The following is a 17540-nucleotide window of genomic DNA, read 5'->3' on the forward strand; positions in this document are numbered from 1 at the left end:
TTATCCTATCCCTGCAGGCGCGCGGGGATTGCGTCGGACGGGCCGGTGATATCGGAAGCAACGCCACTTCGCTGACCCAAGCGCGAACGCAGCCTCATCGAACAGGCAAAACATGTGGCAGCAAACAGCAAGGAGTAGGACTCGCCGATCGCAAGCCGGTTGTTCGAATTGCTCAGGATCGTGAAGCCAAAGTAAACCGCGAACGTCAGGTAGCAGGCAAAGGCACTCCTGCTGATCACGCCTTCCGATGAAGCACGATAGACACGATAGATGCCTGAGACAACGATCAGCGCCAATATTGCGAGGCCAACGATCCCATATCGAACCAGAATCTCCAGATAGCCATCATGCAACAACGTGTATGGAACGCTGGCATAGGGTGTCGTCCGCCAGATCGTAAGCCAGCCGTTTCCGCTGCCGAAAATCGGCGAAACGGCTATGACATTCAGCGCGTTGGTCCAAAGCTGCAACCGCTCATCCATCGACATCGGGGTCTGCGGTGATTCGATTGCCTCCTTCATCACGCGCTCAAGCGGCGCGCCGCCATCCAATCGCTCCGCGATCATCACAGTGGCATTGAGCGTCGCGGCCCCGTAATGCGCGACGTTGTCACGAACCTCGTAGATGCCCCACGACAGAAGCAGGAGCCCACCGATCGCGGCGACCAGCACGGTCTTTTTCCTGAGGTAGAGGAGTGTGGTGACAGCCATCAGACCAACGGCAGGCAGCAGCGCCAGCCAGACACCCTTGGACTTGGCGCCATAAATATTGAAAATCGCCAAGCCGATAACAGCCACGGCGATCGCCAGCACAATTGCCTTTGCCCGTGCGGAACTGCCAATCTCCCACTGATGCACCGCCCAGTAGAAGGCTCCGATGAAGATGAAGCCGCACCCGACGGCGCCGTGAATGGAATTATGATGGAAAGCGGGAGATATGTACTCGCCCGCCATGATCGCTGAAAACGGCGTCGAGACAGCAAGAAGGACGAGCGCACCGCAGAAGAAGGCCAGCAAGATTGGCTTTATGAGATGCCAGCTCGTCTGCAGTGCCACGCCCATCGCGGGAAAGAAGATCGCGAAAGCGTAGAGCCATTCCGACGCGCCTTTCTCACCGGCTGAAATCAGGCCGAAGAGGAATCTCGACAAGGCGAAGACGCCCCAGGCAATGCAGACGATCGCAAGCCAGTCACTCAATACCGGGCGGAAAGGGGCCCTGCGAAGCGTGAAGGTCAAACCCATGATGAGGATGGCAGCATATCGATAGGCATCGCTTTCTATCAACGTCACGGACATCATGGCCAGCCATAAGATGCCGGTGGTGACATCGAGGGCTGACGACTTCACCAATTTGCGAAATATGGGTGCCGTCATGATAGTGCGTACCGGATTCGGCGTGCATACTCGATCACGCGAAGAAAATGCGTCGCGAGCTTGCGGGCGCCTCGCAGTTTTACGGCGCGGTATTGAGCCCGATCGGCAATCTGGCTCATAGCCGAGCGCTCGGACAACTCGACGATATTTTGTCGAACCGTGTAAATGCTGACGCCGGTCTTCCACCCCCGCTCGAGTGTCATATCATAGGGGAATTCGATATTATCGGCGCTTTTAAGCAGCTTGCGGGCCCCTTCACGCGTGACCAGGTAGCAAGCCGCAGACCCCTGCGGACCGTGCAGACAGCGCCCGACCGCGTCTCCATACTCAGAAACAGCCACTGTTCGGCACCACCTTGATCTGTGATTAAGCAACTTTACTACCTCGGCGGAAGGCACTGCTCGCAAGATTGCCTCTGCTCTATTGGTAAAATCATGACGTAATTCGACGTCATCTTCCATGATGATGGCGTTTTCGTAGTCGCTGGAAAGAAAGGCTTCCAGGGCTCTGATATGAGCGCGATAGCAGCCATATTCGCCAGGCAGCATCGCCCGGCCATTCCGGCGCAGGAACGCCTTCTCATTGAACCCGGATCTTTGCGTCGACGGGATCACCCTTCCATCGACGCCGGGGACTCTGTTGATCTCCATGCCAGCAAGAGTTGCTTGCGACGAAACGTCCGCCCATCGCCTTGACGAACTGTCCAGATTGATCACATACGCGCCGGTCAAACCTTGCAAACGCCCCATTCCCGTCAATGTGTTCAGTTTCAGCATCTGATCCGCGTCATTTGTGGCACTTCCCTGGCTCTGCGTCGCTCCCGCCTCGAAGACGCTGCGGATGCCACAAGCAATCGGCCGCCTTGGCCGGCTTTAATGGATAGTATTTCCGTCGATCCTTATCTACAACACCTTCTACGTGTGCATCCACAATTGCGACGGTGATCATGCTGCGTGACCGAGGCCAACGCGACAAATCACGTCCGGCTGTGGTGAACCACACAAAATCCAGCGCTGGGGCCTCCTATCTTCAACATGGCCGGTCTTTGCAAGCCAAATGTTCGACCAGTGCATCAGTTTTCGACGATAGCTGTCCCGTTCCCGAGCTTTGCCTTAACCCCAATGCGTTGGTTGGCTGGCTGTCGAAAGAGGCGGCAGATGCGAAAAGTCCCGATCGAAATCGAAACTCCCTGCATAGACTTCCTGTTGCTGCCGGATCGCCCCTTGCGTGCGCTTGTGCCTCTGCTAAGCCTTCTCAGGCTGCAAAACGAAACGCAAGTGAAAGAGACAGGGCTCATGTTCCTGAGCGATCGCCAAACGGAAATAGTCGGAATGGCCAAATCGAACGGCCGCGTTTTCGTCGAGGATCTGGCTGCCCATTTCTCCGTCACGCCGCAGACGATCCGCAAGGATCTGAACGACCTCTGCGATGCACAGATCTTGACGCGTGTTCATGGTGGAGCGACCTTCCCGAGTGGTACCGAGAACGTGAAATACGAGGCGAGACGCCAGATCGCGGCCACGGAGAAACAAGCAATCGGCGTTGCAGCAGCCGGTCTCATTCCCAATAACGCCTCGCTTTTCATCAATATCGGCACGACAACCGAGGCGGTCGGGGATGCGTTGACGAACCATCACGAACTGATGGTCATCACCAACAACATCAACGTTGCCAACAGACTGCGACTGTTCCCGACGATCGAGGTCGTCATCGCTGGCGGCGTGGTGCGTGGCTCCGATGGCGGTATTGTGGGGGAGGCAGCCGTCGATTTCATCAGGCAGTTCAAGGTGGACTATGCGGTTATCGGCGCGTCTGCGATCGACGAGGATGGCGCACTGCTTGACTATGACTTTCGCGAAGTGAAAGTCGCGCAGGCAATCATTGCAAATGCGCGGCATGTCATCCTCGTGGCCGATTCAACAAAATTCGAGCGGACTGCGCCCGTCCGCATCGCGCAACTTCCCCAGGTGCATACGTTCATCACCGATCGGTGCATTGCGCCGTCGATCCGCCGCCTCTGTCAGGAAAACAGCGTGAAGTTGATCGAGACCGGATCAGCGGATACATAGACAGTGGTAATTTGGGGTTCATTTCATCCAGGTCCTACGCTAGCGTTTGCCCATGAGTCTAGAAACCGTTCGCGCGTTCTTCCGCGCCTATGCTCCCGACGTCGAGATCATCGAAACCGCCGAAAGTTCCTCGACGGTGGCGCTGGCTGCGGAGGCGCATGGGGTCGATCCCGCCCAGATAGCCAAGACGATCTGCCTGCGTGTCGGTGAGAAAACGATGCTTGTCGTTGCCGGCGGGCTTGCGCGGCTCGACAACAGGAAGTTCAAGGATACCTTCGGGGGCAAGGGCCGGATGCTTGGGCCAGACGAGGTCGTGGAGGTTACCGGCCATCCCGTGGGGGGTGTCTGCCCCTTCGGTTTACAAACGATTATGCCGATTTATTGCGACGTCTCGCTGAGGCAATTTGACGAGGTGGTACCGGCAGCCGGCTCCACCAATTCAGCTGTACGCATATCGACCGAACGCTTGGCCGAACTCACCAAGGCAACCTGGGTCGATGTCTGCCAATGAAGATCGTCCCCTAAGGCTTCAAACCCGCGGGGCAATCCCTATATAAGCTCCCGACATGCATCATTTGTCATGACAGGAGAGATTGGATGCCGAGTGCCGTTTCGCGTTTTGCCAAGATTGCGGCGATTGCCGCTCTGACAGGCGCTACCGTGTTTGCCTCGATCGGCGAGGCTGATGCGCGCCGGGCTGGCGGCTTCGGATTCGGCAGCCGTGGTACACGGACCTTCCAGGCGCCGCCCGTTACCCGCACCGCCCCGTCGCCTGCCGCACCGATTGAGCGGTCGATGACGCCTCGCCCGCAGACCAACGCGCCGTATGCCGGCCAGCAACCGCTCGGCGCGCAGAGGCCCGGCTTCTTCAACGGCTTCGGACGGTCGATGATCGGCGGCCTCATCGCTGGCGGTCTTCTTGGCATGTTGCTCGGCCACGGTTTTGGTGGCGGCTTCGGCTTCCTCGGCATGTTGCTGCAAATCGCTCTGATTGCGATTGCGATTTCCTTTGCCATGCGCTTCTTCGCCAATCGCCGCCAACCGGCCTACGGGGGTTCTGGTCGCGCAACGGCTAGCAATATGACTCCAGCCGGCAACGGGTCGTTTCAGATCCCGTCGATTGGATCGGGGCTGGGCTATCAACAGCCACAGGCAAGCGCGAAACCAAATGACGAGCTCGGTTTGAGTCCACGCGATCTTGACCGCTTCGAGCAACTGCTGACGGAGGTGCAGACCGCTTATGGTGCCGAAGACTACGGCACATTGCGTCGTCTGACGACACCGGAGGCCATGTCCTACCTGGCCGAGGAACTGGGGGAGAATGCGACGAACGGCGTGCGCAACGAAGTCTCCAACGTCAAGCTGCTGCAGGGCGATATTGCGGAAGCCTGGCGGGAGGATGGCGCGGACTACGCGACGCTCGCGATGCGCTATTCGTCTGTCGATGCGCTTGTTGAGCGGGCAAATGGCAAGCTCGTCAGCGGGGACAACAGTCGACCTACGGAAACAACGGAAGTCTGGACCTTCGTCCGCAAGGGGGCGGACGAGTGGAAGCTTGCCGCGATCCAAGGCACGGAGCAGCGCGCCGCGTAACCTCGCGTCGCATCAACCTTCCTGGGCAGTCGGCACGACCCAAAGCGGGCGATCGTCACGTTTGCCTCGCAGGGCCGGCGCCGACTGGTCCTCCACGGCAAGGCCCTCTTCGCCTTCCTGAACGTCTACTTCATAGGTATAGTCGTAAAGCATTTCACAGGCGCGATCATTGGCCTTGATCTTCGCCTCGGTTTCGCCGATTGCAGTCGAAATCGCCTTGATCCGTGCGCGCAACATGGAACCGAGGATGTCGGTGGCCGGTCGCTTCTCCAGCCGCTCCAGGTGATGTTCGATCCGTGAGGCGTGGCGCTCGAGTTCTCTTTTGCTGAAACGCGCCTTTCGCATTTCCTCGGAAAGGTCGGACCGCATGCGGGCGAGGGGATCGAACGTGCCTGGCTCGCGTTCGTCCAGGGTCAGTTGATTGACGAGCTTTTCGATGACGATAAGTGCCTGCAGATCGACGGGATCGGCCAGTTCGACATCGTAGCCGGTGTCATCGAAGACCTTTCTGCGAACTGGATCCAACAGAAGCTCGTAGGCCTTCTGGACGCGGCTGAACGCCTCCGGGTCGCCACCAGAGTCCGGATGCGTCGCCTTTGCGCGACGCCGATAAGCAGCCTTCACCTGTTCGTCGGTCGCGTCTCGCCGGACCCCAAGAATCTCATAAGGATTGGTCACCATCCCTCCGTCGCTGTTCGGACATTGCCGTGACACCCATGAAGGGCATTCGTCCATCGAGGCCTTCTTCTACCATCACTGGGGCGGAGTTTGGACAAAAAGAATAAACAAAATCCCCTGATTCAATGCAGGCATGACACGGTTATCGGACGCGCGATTGCGGTTGATGGAGATCCACCGCCCCATTCACCCGTTCAACACCCTCGCCCTTTGAGCATGCCAGGCGCGTCATCGCGCTCGCGCTGAAAATAACCCATGCCCAGTCTGCTGCTTAATCGATATAATCCCGCGGCCCGCGTTGACGCATTTCGTCAAATCGAGTTCTATCCGCCACCATTTGTCCGGCCCCTCCTGGAGGTCCCGGAGAATTCGGAGGAGGTTTCATGCGCACTATCCGCAAGATCGCAGAATTGCGCGATCAGCTTGGTGCCTATCGGCGCGACGGCAAGACGATCGGCTTTGTGCCGACGATGGGTTTCCTGCACGTCGGACACATGGAGTTGGTCAGGCGCGCGCGCGCCGAAAACGAGGCGAGCGTTGTATCCATCTTCGTCAATCCGCTGCAGTTCGGGGCCAATGAGGATCTCGCCAAATATCCGCGTGACCTGACGCGCGACAGCGCGATGCTTGAGGCCGCCGGCGTCGATATCCTGTTTGCACCCGATGTCAGCGAAATGTATCCGGAGCCGATGCTGACGGTCGTCGATGTGCCGGCACTCGGAAACCAACTGGAAGGGGAGGTCCGCCCCGGACATTTCGCGGGTGTCGCGACCGTTGTGACGAAGCTCTTCAACCTCGTGCAGCCGGATCGTGCCTATTTCGGCGAGAAGGATTACCAGCAGGTGGCGCTCATCAAGCGGATGGTCAGGGATCTCGCCCAGCCGGTTCGTGTCGTTGCCGTGCCGACCGTACGGGAGACCGATGGCCTGGCTTGCTCGTCGCGCAACGTCTATCTCAGCGAGCGTGAGCGGGCGGCGGCCATTGTCGTGCCGAATGCGCTGGCGCAAGCCGAGCAGCTCTATGCGAAGGGCTGCGATAGTCCCGAGGAGCTGGAGGCTGCGTTGAGGCAATTCATCGCGACGGAGCCGCTCGCCACGCCTGAAGTGGTCGCGGTGCGGCACCCGGAAACCCTGGAACGATTATCCTCGCTGCAATCGGCGCCTGCCCTTGTCGCGCTTTTCGTGCGTGTCGGCACGACGCGGCTTCTCGACAACAAGATCATCGGGCTCAAATCGGTCAAGAATTCGAGGGCAGCGTAGTGAGCACCCACAGCAAGCAGAAGCGGCTGACGACAGCCTCGATTCGGGCGATGAAGGGCAAGGACCGTGTCGTCTGCCTGACGGCCTATACGACGCCGATCGCCCGCCTGCTCGATCCACACTGCGACCTTCTCCTGGTTGGCGATTCGCTGGGGATGGTCCTTTACGGCATGGAAACAACAGTTGGCGTGACGCTCGACATGATGGCTGCCCATGGCCGCGCCGTTATGCGCGGCGTATCGCGTGCCTGCGTCATCGTCGATCTGCCCTTCGGTAGTTACCAGGAATCAAAGGAACAGGCCTTTCGAAGCGCCGTCCGGCTGATGCAGGAGACCGGATGCGACGGCATCAAGCTGGAAGGCGGAGAGGAAATGGCGCAGACGATTGCGTTCCTGACAGCAAGAGGCGTTCCGGTCTTCGGTCACGTGGGGCTGATGCCCCAGCTCGTCAACACCGCCGGTGGCTTCCGGTCGCTCGGCCATTCCGATGAGGAGGCGGCAAAGATCAGGCGCGATGCACTGGCAGTCGCAGAAGCCGGTGCCTTTGCGGTCGTGGTCGAGGGAACCGTCGAGCCCGTTGCTCGTGACATCACGGCTTCCATTCCCGTGCCGACGATCGGCATCGGCGCATCCCCTGCCTGTGACGGGCAGGTACTCGTGTCGGACGATATGTTGGGGCTTTTCAACGACTTCAAACCGCGCTTCGTGAAACGCTATGCTGATTTGAGCCCTCTGGTGTCTCAAGCCGTCGAAGCTTACGCCGAGGAGGTCCGCACCGGGCAGTTCCCCACCAAGGAACATACGTTCCAACGCAAGTCATAGTGTCCAGTCGCCACCTGTGATCCCGTACGTCATGGGGCGGCGAGGGCTACCGCCATAGGCGCTGGAACACGGATTGGGGCGTTTAGCGTTCGCGGAGCCAGGCGTCGATCCCTCGCGCGGCGGCCCGGCCGGTGGCGAAGCATGCTGTTAGAAGATAGCCGCCTGTAGGGGCTTCCCAATCGATCATCTCACCTGCGACGAAAAGGCCGGGGAGTGCCTTCAGCATATAGTTCCGGTCAATCTCCCCCCACTCGACGCCACCTGCCGAGGAAATCGCCTCGGCGATCGGGCGCGTTCTTTGAACGGGGATCGGCAGGGCCTTGATCAGACGCGCCAGTCGATCGGGATCATTGAGGTCCGTGGCACTTGCGAGCTCTCGCAGAAGCGCCACCTTCACGCCATCGAGGCCAACTGCCTTGCGGAGCCGGTTTGACAGGCTTGCTTTTGGATCTTGCTTTCCAAGCGCGTTGGCGATGCGCTCCTGTGTGCGTGCCGGCACCAAATCGACGTCAAGCGTTGTGGTTTCGCCAGCCGCCAAGCTCTCTCTCAGCGCGGCCGCGTGGGCGTAGACGAGGCTGCCCTCGATGCCATGCCGGGTTATCACGAATTCTCCCGGAATGGTGCCGACCCTTGAGGTTGCCGTGACCGATTTGACCGGCTCACCGGAAAAACGCTCCCTCAGGTGCTCGCTCCAATCGACATCGAAGCCGCAGTTGGCAGGCTGAAACTCATCGATGGCGATGGTCTTCTCTCTCAGCCATGGCAGCCAGCTTCCATCGGAACCAAGCCGTGGCCAGCTCTTCCCGCCAAGTGCGAGCAGGGCTGCATCTGGTTTGACCACATGTGCAGCCCCGCTTGCCTCGATCGCATAGCCTCCATCCGAAAAACCGGTCCAGCGGTTCCGGGTGAGGATCTGAACACCTTGCGCCTCAAGCCTTCGCAGCCAGGCGCGCAGGAGCGGCGAGGCTTTCATGGCCGTTGGAAACACCCGACCCGAAGATCCGACGAATGTTTCGGTGCCAAGCCCTGCGGCCCAGGCTCTCACTTCCGACGGCTTGAAGCCGTCCAGCGCTTGGCGCAGGCGGGCATTCGACGTGCCGAAGCGTGACGCAAAGCGATCGTAGTCCTCGGAGTGGGTGATGTTTAGCCCGGACTTGCCGGCAAGGAGAAACTTCCGCGCAACGGTCGGCATCGCTTCATAGACTGTGACGGTGTGCCCGGCCGACGACAGGCTTTCAGCGGCCATCAGGCCTGCCGGCCCGCCGCCGAGGATCGCGATTTGCTTCTTGACCATGAAGTGTTGCCCAGGCTCGATCTGCAAACTCTCTCATGGCCCGCGCGAGCGTCATGTGCAAGAGCGCTGCGATGGGTATGGATGCTCCAGTACATCCTGTGCATTTAAATGGGGCTTTGTTCTGCAGAACGCGCGCCTGCGGACAGTTGGGCACGCCGCCTTAAGCGCCGCTGTAACATGGCTGGCATCGTTTGGGCGAAGATCAATCCACGATGCGGGGCGTGAATTTCGGCTTTGCAGGTGTCTCGGCTTTTTTCATTGCCTCTTCGTGATACCAGCAACTTTCGTAAACGGATGGAGTCATCCCCTGTTCAATATCAGTTTGACGTGTTTCGCCTGCGCCAAAGCGCTTCTGTGGAAATGCGTGGATCGTTGCAGTCTCGTGATGCACACCAACGGCCATTTTGTGCCTCCTTGTTCACCTGCCTCCGAAGACGTCGACGCGACGATAGCACATGTGCACATGATTTGCGCGATATGATTGAAAAAGGTGCAATATTTGTCAGAATAATGAGCATTCAAATTTGCTGCGGTTTATATCAGAATCCTTGAAGGTTCAAAATATAGGCAAATGCATAAGTAGTAATCATTGTAAGGTGGGTGCGAAAAAAATGTTGCACTTGAAGGCGCCCCGCCATCGGAGCTTCTCGACCGATGCGCCAACCATTTCCCTGGCGACTAAATGATTGAGTCCGCTATCAGTTCCACGCCCACGATCACGGCCAACTAGCCTGCAGCCCGCCGATCGACCGGCGAGCTTTGAACAGTTCGCGATGCCGTTCAAACCAAACTGGCACGCGACGTGCATATCATTTGGCAGCCCTTCGCGGCCTGGTCGCTTCAACGGTCGGTTCGCGTGAGGTTTTGCTCACGATTTATGTTTGAGAGACTCGCAAATGACCAAGTATAAGCTCGAGTACATCTGGCTCGATGGGTACACCCCGGTACCAAATCTCCGCGGCAAGACGCAGATCAAGGAATTCGACGCTTTCCCGACGCTCGAGCAACTCCCGCTCTGGGGCTTCGATGGTTCGTCCACGATGCAGGCCGAAGGCCGCAGTTCTGACTGCGTGCTGAAGCCGGTCGCGATCTATCCGGACCCGGCGCGCACCAACGGCGTTCTCGTCATGTGCGAAGTCATGATGCCCGATGGCGTCACCCCGCATCCGTCCAACAGCCGCGCCACCATCCTCGACGACGAAGACGCATGGTTCGGTTTCGAACAGGAATATTTCTTCTACGAGAACGGTCGTCCGCTCGGTTTCCCGGAAACCGGCTATCCGGCTCCGCAGGGTCCGTACTACACCGGCGTTGGCTACTCGAACGTGGGTTCGATCGCTCGCGAAATCGTCGAGGAGCACCTTGATCTGTGCCTCGCAGCTGGCATCAACCACGAAGGCATCAATGCCGAAGTGGCGAAGGGTCAGTGGGAGTTCCAGGTCTTCGGCAAGGGCTCAAAGAAGGCTGCCGACCAGATCTGGATGGCACGCTATCTGCTGCAGCGCCTGACGGAAAAGTACGGCATCGACATCGAGTATCACTGCAAGCCGCTCGGCGACACAGACTGGAACGGCTCGGGCATGCACTGCAACTTCTCGACCAAGTTCATGCGCGAAGTCGGCGGCAAGGCTTATTTCGAAGCGCTGATGGCGCAATTCGAAGCGAACCTGATGGACCACATCAACGTCTATGGCCCTGATAACGACAAGCGCCTGACCGGCAAGCATGAGACGGCTCCGTGGAACAAGTTCTCCTACGGTGTTGCTGACCGTGGTGCCTCGATCCGCGTTCCGCATTCCTTCGTCAAGAATGGCTATCGCGGTTATCTGGAAGATCGTCGTCCGAACTCTCAGGGTTGCCCTTACCAGATCGCTTCGCAGGTTCTGAAGACGATCTCGGAAGTTCCGACTGCCGGTTTTGCTTCGGCCGCGGCCTAAGCCAGCAATCTTGCGTTAGATTTGGTGGCGCCGGTCGGCTGATCGGCGCCATTTCCTTGACTGGCGGCCCGCTGACACCGAATTTGCAGCGGAAACGCCCTCGCACGCGCCGCTGCGATCCATCCACCAAAATCACCCGGTGGTTGAAAAGTCCAGCCGGACAAGTATAATCCTTTTGCGTTGTCGGTGTTTGGTCCTATACTCCTGGCGGATCCTCCAATCGCGAGTTGCCGTGACAGGGAAACACAGCCACTTCCTCCGCTTGCTCGGAACGCCTGCACTTTTTGCAGAGGGGCACGAGATTGCGTTGCCGGAGAAGGCCTATGCGTTGCTCGCCCTTCTGGTGTGCGCGCCGCAATATTCCATGGACCGCGAGATCCTGCGCGGCATACTCTGGCAATCGGATCAATCCAAACAGCGTGCCGGCAGCTTGCGCCAGCTACTTGCGCGTATCGATCGCARCATTCCCGATGATATGCCCCGCCTTGTCAAGGCGACCAACAGCCATGTCTCGTTCAACGACGAGGGATGGAATGCCGACGTTCTGGTCTTGACCAATACGGCCGCGCCGTTGCCACGTCCTGCGTGGGATTTGCTTGGCGGCGAACTCCTCGAGGGGTTCAAGGCGCCGACGATTGAAGCGGAAGAGCGCATCGGTGTGGAGCGACAGCGCATCGCCGACCGTCGCGAAGCCCATATCATTTCACTGCTTGAAACGCCGGAAAAGCGAACCTCCGACGATGTCCTCTTCCTCGCGGGTCTGCTCGTCGAGGCCGACCCTGCCAACGAGGTCGCTTGCCGGGCGCTGATGAAAAGGCACGTTGACGCGGAAGATCTTGCAGCCGCGCGCCAGGCATATTTTCGCTGCCGCGGTGAGCTGAAAACCGAATATGGTGCGGAACCGGATGGCGTGACGCAGGCCCTCGCGCAGGAACTCGGCATCATCGCTCCAGCAATGCTGGCCAGTTCGCCCATGACTGTGCCAACGATCGCGCCCACCGACCCGGTCGGGCAGCCCCGTGTCCTCATTTTGCCGCCGGATTCGATTTTGTCTGACCCGATGCTGCAGCGTGTGGGGCGAGCCTTGCTGGAAGAGGTAACGATCGGCCTGAGCCAGCAACGTGGGTTCAAGGTTATTGCCGCTCATACCAGTCTGGAAATCGTCAATCGCAATCTTGCGGGCATTGCTGCTCCAACGCCGCCCGAACTGCGCTTTGACTATACGGTCTATGTCACCATCCATGGCCGTGATGACGACATTTATGCGACCTGCCGATTGACGAAGACCTCAACGGCCGAGGTGCTGTGGGCAATCGACCTGCCGCTCGCCATGCAGAAGGTCAATCACTCCTTCGGGCAGCTTGCGCGGCGTATCGTGATGACGCTTGCCGACACGATCGAGCGCCGCGAGCTTCTGGACATGACGCACGACGTCAACCCGTCGGCATACCGGTTATACCTTGAAGGAAAGCGTCTCGTTTCGAAGACGGATCTGCAGCATCTGCGGCAGGCGCGCAAATGGTTCAAATCGGCGCTGGCCCGTCACGACAGATTCTCATCCGCGCACGCCGGAATGGCCCGCGTGCTCGGCATGGAGTGGCTGGTGCGCGGGATGAAGGACACGCAATTACTGGAGGATGCCGACCGGTCCGCCTGGCTTGCGCGCGACACCGACCCCAATAGCGGGCGGGCGATGCGTGAGTTGGGCTTTGTCGCTCTTTACCGTCGCCGCTTCAGCGACAGCCTCGATTTCTTCGCGGAAGCGCAGATGCTCAACCCGAATGACGCCGATATCCTCGCCGACCATGCGGATGCGCTTTTGCATGACGGACAGAGTGACAGGGCACTGGAGTTGAGCCTGGCGGCGATCAAGCTCAATCCGCTGCCTCCGGATTACTACTACTGGAACCTCGGTGGCATTCACTTCGTCCAGGAAAATTACGCAAAGGCGATCGAGGTACTCGATCGCGTCAAGGATCGTCCGGCGACCTCGCGCCTCTTGGCCGCAGCTCATGCGAAGAACGGCGACCTCCGGACCGCGTCGCGTTATGCCGCCATTGTCCTCGAAAATTTCCCGGATTTCCGTACCGATGACGTCTGGCAATTCGTGCCGGATCGCAATCCGGAGGACACGCGTCAGCTGATCGACGGTCTTCGCATCGCCGGACTGTCCTGAAGCGCTACAACTTCGGCGTTTTCCCTCTTTTCTGATGAGAATCTCGGTCACGCCGAAATAACGCCCGTTGGTGCATCTTCTCTGTGTCCGCAGCGCAATGCTGTTTTCAAACAGGAGATGAAACAATGACGACGACACAGATCAAGCCCGTTGCAGTCCGTCTTTCGGCAGCCGCTCAGGCCGTCCTGAAGCAGGAAGCAGTGCAGCTCGACACGAACGCGACGGCGAATATCGTTCACGCCCTGAAGTTCCGTTGAGGATTGATGCGAATGTCTGTTCAGACCTCACTCGAGCGCCTGGCGCAAGATCTCAGCCTCTCATCGGCCGGCATCAACAGCTATCACGACCGCTCGTTGACACCTGGGCAGACATTCGCGGCGATCAAGCCGCATTTCAAGGAACTCGGCATTACAAGGGTGGGTCTGCTCACCGCGCTGGATCTCCTTGAGATCCCCGTTGCCTTTGCCACGCGACCGAACAGCTATACGCTCTCCGTCTTCCAGGGAAAGGGCATCGACGAGGAGGCGGCAATGACCTCGGCTGCGATGGAGGCGGTGGAGACGCGTGTTGCCGAGAGCCAGCCAAGCGACCTTGTCATTGCGACCGTCGCCGGCATGAGGGCTGAGCATGCGCCGATGATCGACCTTGATTCGGTGGCCCGTTGTGTCCCTTCGGAGATTGGTTCCGAGCCGATCGCCTGGGGCGAGGGCCTCGATATCATGTCCAACCGTCCGGTCTTCGTTCCCTGGCCGCTCGTCGGCCTCGACCATCGGGGCACCCGGCCGTCGGGTTTCGAGCAGTCGAGCGACGGTCTCGCTTCCGGAAACCGGCCGGCGGAAGCCGTGCTTCACGGTCTTTGTGAACTGGTTGAACGCGACGCTTGGGCGCTGACGCAGTTGCGTCCCTATGAACAGCTGCGCGGCGCGCGGATTGATCCGATCGCGTTCGGCGACCCTGTGCTCGATATCATTGTCGATCGCATCCGTCGCGCTGGAATGCGTCTGTTGCTGCTCGACATGACGACCGATATTGGCGTTCCGAGCTTTCTGGCAGTTATCATTCCCGGCAATCTCGGCGAGCGCGTGGATGCCCGCTGGACCCATGTTTGCGGGGGATGCGGATGCCATCCTGATCCTGTTCGCGCAGCACTGCGAGCAATCACCGAGGCCGCACAGAGCCGACTGACGGCGATTGCCGGCAGTCGTGACGACTTTTCCCCGCGTCTCTATCAGAGGCTCGATGATGGTGGCCCGATGCAAGAGCTCATCAATCTCTGCGACGAAGCCCCGGTTACTCCCAAATTCTCTCTCGAAGCCCCGCAGCGCACCATGCAGGAAAACATCGGCCGCATTCTCGATCGCCTCAGGTCGAGGGGCATCGATCAGGTGGTGGCCGTGCCGCTTTCCCATCCGGGTCTGCCGGTCTCGGTCGTTCGTATGATCGTTCCTGGCCTCGAGGTGGATGTCAGCGGCGAATTCATTCAACTCGGATTGCGGGCCGTGAGCGCCATGCAGGGAGCGATGCAATGAAGGTCATTTTTGGCGGTCCGAGTTTTGGCGCCGACATCGATAGGCTTCGGGTCGAGAATCCGTCGATCCTCTTTCGTGGGCCGGCTGCACGCGGCGACATATTCCAGGCGGTGCGAGATGGAGCGCATGCGATCGGGATTGTTGACGGCTACTTCGGGGAAGTGCCTTCTGTGTGGCACAAGGAAATCCTTTATGGGCTGCAGCACAATGTCATCGTTGTCGGAGGTGCCAGCATGGGCGCGCTTCGCGCAGCCGAATGCGACGCGTTCGGGATGGTTGGGGTCGGCACGATCTACGAGGACTATGCCGAGGGTCGCCTGATCGATGACGAGGCCGTCGCGCTCGTGCATGCGCCGGAAGAGCTCGGCTGGTTGCCGCTTTCGGTTCCGTGGGTGGATTTTCAGCCGACGATCGACGGTCTCTATCGGCAGGGCGCACTTTCGCCTGCCGAGCACAAGATGCTGTTGCTCGCGGGCCGTTCGATCCATTTCTCAGAGCGTACCTATCCCAAGGTCGTCGAAGGCTGCACCCTTTCCGGTGACGGCCGTGCCAAGGAGATCCTGCGGCTGATTCGCGCCGGAAAGGTCGAGCGGAAGCGTCAGGACGCCGAACTCGTCCTGCAATATCTGCTGGAGGTGAGGTTTGCTCCCCAGCCGCGTGACTGGGGCTTCGCCGCCACCTCGCATTGGGAGCTTTTGCGGGCGGAAGTCACAGGTGCTGTCACGCCTGTAACGCCCAAGTAACGCCGGACCTGAATGATGGATATCGCTGAAGCCCGGAAGGCTCATCATTGGAGAAGGCAGTGACAATGAACATTCTGACGCGGGACGAGGGTACGGGTAGCGAGTACGCGAGAATCTTCCGGTTGCTCTCGGCGGCAAAGGATGAGGCCCAGAAGCTCAAGCTGAACAATCTGATGCACTTGACCAACATGGCTCTTCTTCAGGTGGTCATCGACTGGGACGGGATTGACCCCGAACGGGAGCTCGACGTCAACCTCGAAAAGCTGATCGGCACCAAGACGCAGGTCGCAATGAAGGATGCCAGCGAGAATCTAGTGCTTCTCGACTGCCACTGACGGACCGGGGTGACGTTGGGACTGCGCCTTTACTCGCCGTCGTCCAGCTGTTCCATGCCGGCAATTGCCTGTACGAGCTTTACGATCTTCTTGCGAACTTGCTCGTTCTTGATCGACAGGAAAGCGGCATTGAGCAGCACGCCGTCGCGGGAAACAACGAATTCCTCGCTGGGCGTTGGATTATCGTTGGCCGAGTTTGGGTTGACGTCCTCGAAGAAAGATCGGACGTCGACATCGAGGGCACCGGCAATTTCGACCAGCATGCTCGCTGAAACGCGGTTTGATCCCTTTTCATATTTTTGGATCTGCTGGAAGGTGACGCCAACCCGATCACCAAGTTCGGTCTGCGATACTTTACGCATCAGACGCTTTATGCGGATTGTCTTCCCGACGTGAACATCAACTGCATGGGGACCTTCCTTCATCGCTCTCTCCTTCCAACGCCGGTTGTTACGCGACTATTATGCCAGCAATCAACCTAACGGAGATAATTGAACGGATCAATTGCGTTGATGTGTTTTTTATCCCGCATAGAGAGCCTATGGGCAACATATTGGATATTCGGCTTTCGGCCCGATTTGCGAGGGGTTTAAATCGCAAATTTCTGTCACGGGGAGCAGCAACCACAGGTCGTGCGCAGCCGGCCGTTTTAAGTTGACGGATTCCCCCGCGTCGGGGTAGCGGCAATCCTGTGTGCTGGCGAGCCTTTCCGCCTCCAAACTCCGGAGCGCTTTCGCGGCGCGATGTGGTATGCCACTGATAGATCAGTCGATACAGATGGATTCGTAGCTGCCGTGACGATCGGGTTTGCCCATGCCGAATTGATAGCCGTACTGGTTGCGGTAACGGGTGGCGAACCGCGTGTCATGACGATCCGATCCGGCGATGCACTGCCGTCCGGTCCGTTCGAAATGGGACATCGCACACTGCAAAGCGGTCTGCGCGAATGGGTTCAGGAGCAGACGGGCCATCCGGTCGGCTACCTGGAGCAGCTCTATACCTTCGCCGACCGCGATCGAAACAACGAGATCATGGGTGGCCGGACGATTTCGATCAGCTACCTCGGCCTTGTGCATGAGCAAGCGACGCCAGGAGGCGGCCGACCCGGCTGGCAGGGCTGGTACGGCTATTTTCCGTGGGAAGACTGGCGTACCGGGCGACCGGTGGTCCTCGACCACCTGGTCGGCTGCCTTATGGCGTGGGCCGAGCGTGATCCGTCCCGTCGTGAGGATCGGATCCGTCGGGCAAATTTCGCCTTTGGGCTCGGCGAGGCCTCATGGAACGAGGATCTTGTATTGCAGCGTTACGAGCTCCTCTATGAAGCTGGCGTTGTGAGCGAGTCGGGCTGCGCAGCCGAAACCAATCCGGGCCGGGCAATGTTCGCGGACCATCGGCGTATCCTTGCGACAGGCATTGCGAGATTGCGTGCGAAGATCAAGTATCGCCCGGTCGTTTTCGAGTTGATGCCGGTGAGCTTCACGCTGCTGCAGTTGCAGCGCAGTGTCGAAGCGCTTGCCGGGCTGACGCTGCACAAGCAGAATTTCCGCCGGCTGATCGAGCAGCAGGAACTTGTCGAGGAAACCGGCGAGACGACGAGCGAAACGGGCGGACGCCCCGCAAAGCTTTTCCGTTATCGCCATGCTGTCCTGGAAGAACGCGCGCTCGCCGGATCAAAGCTGCCAATCTCCCGCAATTGACATATGCTCACAACGAGAATATCTATGCGCTCTAGA

The 17540-nt window shown here is 59.1% G+C and carries 18 protein-coding genes; 12 read left to right on the forward strand and 6 right to left on the reverse strand.

Going from position 1 to position 17540, the window contains the following annotated elements; genetic code table 11:
- Window positions 1-5: 5 nt before the first annotated feature.
- A complete protein-coding gene (locus tag AC1DE4_RS24320) occupies window positions 6-1373 on the reverse strand; it encodes an O-antigen ligase family protein (protein WP_477883476.1) in 1368 nt (455 codons plus the stop codon).
- Window positions 1370-2149 carry a glycosyltransferase family 25 protein gene (locus AC1DE4_RS24325; RefSeq protein WP_051420069.1) on the reverse strand — a complete coding sequence of 260 codons (780 nt, stop codon included), beginning with the start codon at window positions 2147-2149 and terminating at the stop codon, window positions 1370-1372. The genes AC1DE4_RS24320 and AC1DE4_RS24325 overlap by 4 nt, the downstream gene beginning before the upstream one ends.
- Before the next feature lie 519 nt (window positions 2150-2668).
- Between AC1DE4_RS24325 and AC1DE4_RS24330 the strand changes: the two genes are divergently transcribed.
- The 3 genes from AC1DE4_RS24330 (at window position 2669) to AC1DE4_RS24340 (ending at window position 5035) form a co-directional block, all read left to right on the forward strand.
- Window positions 2669-3442, forward strand: a complete 774-nt coding sequence (locus AC1DE4_RS24330) for a DeoR/GlpR family DNA-binding transcription regulator (RefSeq protein ID WP_192303576.1) — start codon at window positions 2669-2671, stop codon at window positions 3440-3442.
- 52 nt (window positions 3443-3494) lie between these two features.
- Window positions 3495-3953, forward strand: coding sequence for a YbaK/EbsC family protein (locus AC1DE4_RS24335; protein WP_112824032.1), 459 nt, complete (start codon window positions 3495-3497; stop codon window positions 3951-3953).
- 86 nt (window positions 3954-4039) lie between these two features.
- Complete coding sequence (locus AC1DE4_RS24340) at window positions 4040-5035, forward strand: Tim44 domain-containing protein (protein ID WP_025660597.1); 996 nt, start codon at window positions 4040-4042, stop codon at window positions 5033-5035.
- A 12-nt stretch (window positions 5036-5047) separates the two neighbouring features.
- Here the strand turns inward: AC1DE4_RS24340 and AC1DE4_RS24345 are convergent, their stop codons facing one another.
- A complete protein-coding gene (locus AC1DE4_RS24345; protein ID WP_025660598.1) occupies window positions 5048-5713 on the reverse strand; it encodes a J domain-containing protein in 666 nt (221 codons plus the stop codon).
- 383 nt (window positions 5714-6096) lie between these two features.
- Between AC1DE4_RS24345 and panC the strand changes: the two genes are divergently transcribed.
- Together panC and panB are read left to right on the forward strand one after the other, a co-directional pair.
- Window positions 6097-6972 carry a pantoate--beta-alanine ligase gene (panC, locus tag AC1DE4_RS24350; RefSeq protein WP_025660599.1) on the forward strand — a complete coding sequence of 292 codons (876 nt, stop codon included), beginning with the start codon at window positions 6097-6099 and terminating at the stop codon, window positions 6970-6972.
- A complete protein-coding gene (gene panB, locus AC1DE4_RS24355; protein ID WP_025660600.1) occupies window positions 6972-7793 on the forward strand; it encodes a 3-methyl-2-oxobutanoate hydroxymethyltransferase in 822 nt (273 codons plus the stop codon). The genes panC and panB overlap by 1 nt, the downstream gene beginning before the upstream one ends.
- 82 nt (window positions 7794-7875) lie before the next feature.
- Here the strand turns inward: panB and AC1DE4_RS24360 are convergent, their stop codons facing one another.
- Both AC1DE4_RS24360 and AC1DE4_RS24365 read right to left on the reverse strand, forming a co-directional pair.
- Window positions 7876-9087, reverse strand: a complete 1212-nt coding sequence (locus tag AC1DE4_RS24360; protein ID WP_477883478.1) for a TIGR03862 family flavoprotein — start codon at window positions 9085-9087, stop codon at window positions 7876-7878.
- 202 nt (window positions 9088-9289) lie between these two features.
- Window positions 9290-9490 carry a DUF2735 domain-containing protein gene (locus AC1DE4_RS24365; RefSeq protein ID WP_025660602.1) on the reverse strand — a complete coding sequence of 67 codons (201 nt, stop codon included), beginning with the start codon at window positions 9488-9490 and terminating at the stop codon, window positions 9290-9292.
- 493 nt (window positions 9491-9983) lie between these two features.
- Between AC1DE4_RS24365 and AC1DE4_RS24370 the strand changes: the two genes are divergently transcribed.
- The 6 genes from AC1DE4_RS24370 to AC1DE4_RS24395 all read left to right on the forward strand — a co-directional run bounded on the left by AC1DE4_RS24370 (window position 9984) and on the right by AC1DE4_RS24395 (window position 15807).
- On the forward strand, window positions 9984-11024 hold the full coding sequence (locus AC1DE4_RS24370) for a glutamine synthetase beta-grasp domain-containing protein (RefSeq protein ID WP_018858119.1): 1041 nt from the start codon (window positions 9984-9986) through the stop codon (window positions 11022-11024).
- 232 nt (window positions 11025-11256) lie between these two features.
- Complete coding sequence (locus AC1DE4_RS24375; protein WP_477883480.1) at window positions 11257-13200, forward strand: BTAD domain-containing putative transcriptional regulator; 1944 nt, start codon at window positions 11257-11259, stop codon at window positions 13198-13200.
- A 125-nt stretch (window positions 13201-13325) separates the two neighbouring features.
- A complete protein-coding gene (locus AC1DE4_RS24380) occupies window positions 13326-13457 on the forward strand; it encodes a hypothetical protein (RefSeq protein ID WP_007795609.1) in 132 nt (43 codons plus the stop codon).
- Window positions 13458-13469: 12 nt separating this feature from the next.
- Window positions 13470-14729, forward strand: a complete 1260-nt coding sequence (locus tag AC1DE4_RS24385; RefSeq protein WP_112824038.1) for a YcaO-like family protein — start codon at window positions 13470-13472, stop codon at window positions 14727-14729.
- Entirely contained in the window at window positions 14726-15472 is a 747-nt protein-coding gene (locus tag AC1DE4_RS24390; RefSeq protein WP_062368969.1) for a TfuA-like protein, read from the forward strand. The genes AC1DE4_RS24385 and AC1DE4_RS24390 overlap by 4 nt, the downstream gene beginning before the upstream one ends.
- 65 nt (window positions 15473-15537) lie before the next feature.
- Window positions 15538-15807, forward strand: a complete 270-nt coding sequence (locus AC1DE4_RS24395) for a hypothetical protein (RefSeq protein ID WP_018858115.1) — start codon at window positions 15538-15540, stop codon at window positions 15805-15807.
- A gap of 29 nt (window positions 15808-15836) precedes the next feature.
- Here AC1DE4_RS24395 and AC1DE4_RS24400 read toward each other — a convergent pair whose 3' ends face one another.
- Window positions 15837-16232, reverse strand: a complete 396-nt coding sequence (locus tag AC1DE4_RS24400; protein ID WP_025660606.1) for a helix-turn-helix domain-containing protein — start codon at window positions 16230-16232, stop codon at window positions 15837-15839.
- A gap of 369 nt (window positions 16233-16601) precedes the next feature.
- On the opposite strand from AC1DE4_RS24400, the gene AC1DE4_RS24405 reads away from it, so the two are divergent.
- Window positions 16602-17504: an NUDIX hydrolase gene (locus AC1DE4_RS24405; RefSeq protein ID WP_025660607.1), complete on the forward strand. Its 903-nt coding sequence runs from the start codon at window positions 16602-16604 to the stop codon at window positions 17502-17504.
- Window positions 17505-17540 lie beyond the last annotated feature (36 nt).

It is taken from the genome of Rhizobium sp. 10N414, from assembly GCF_056394785.1.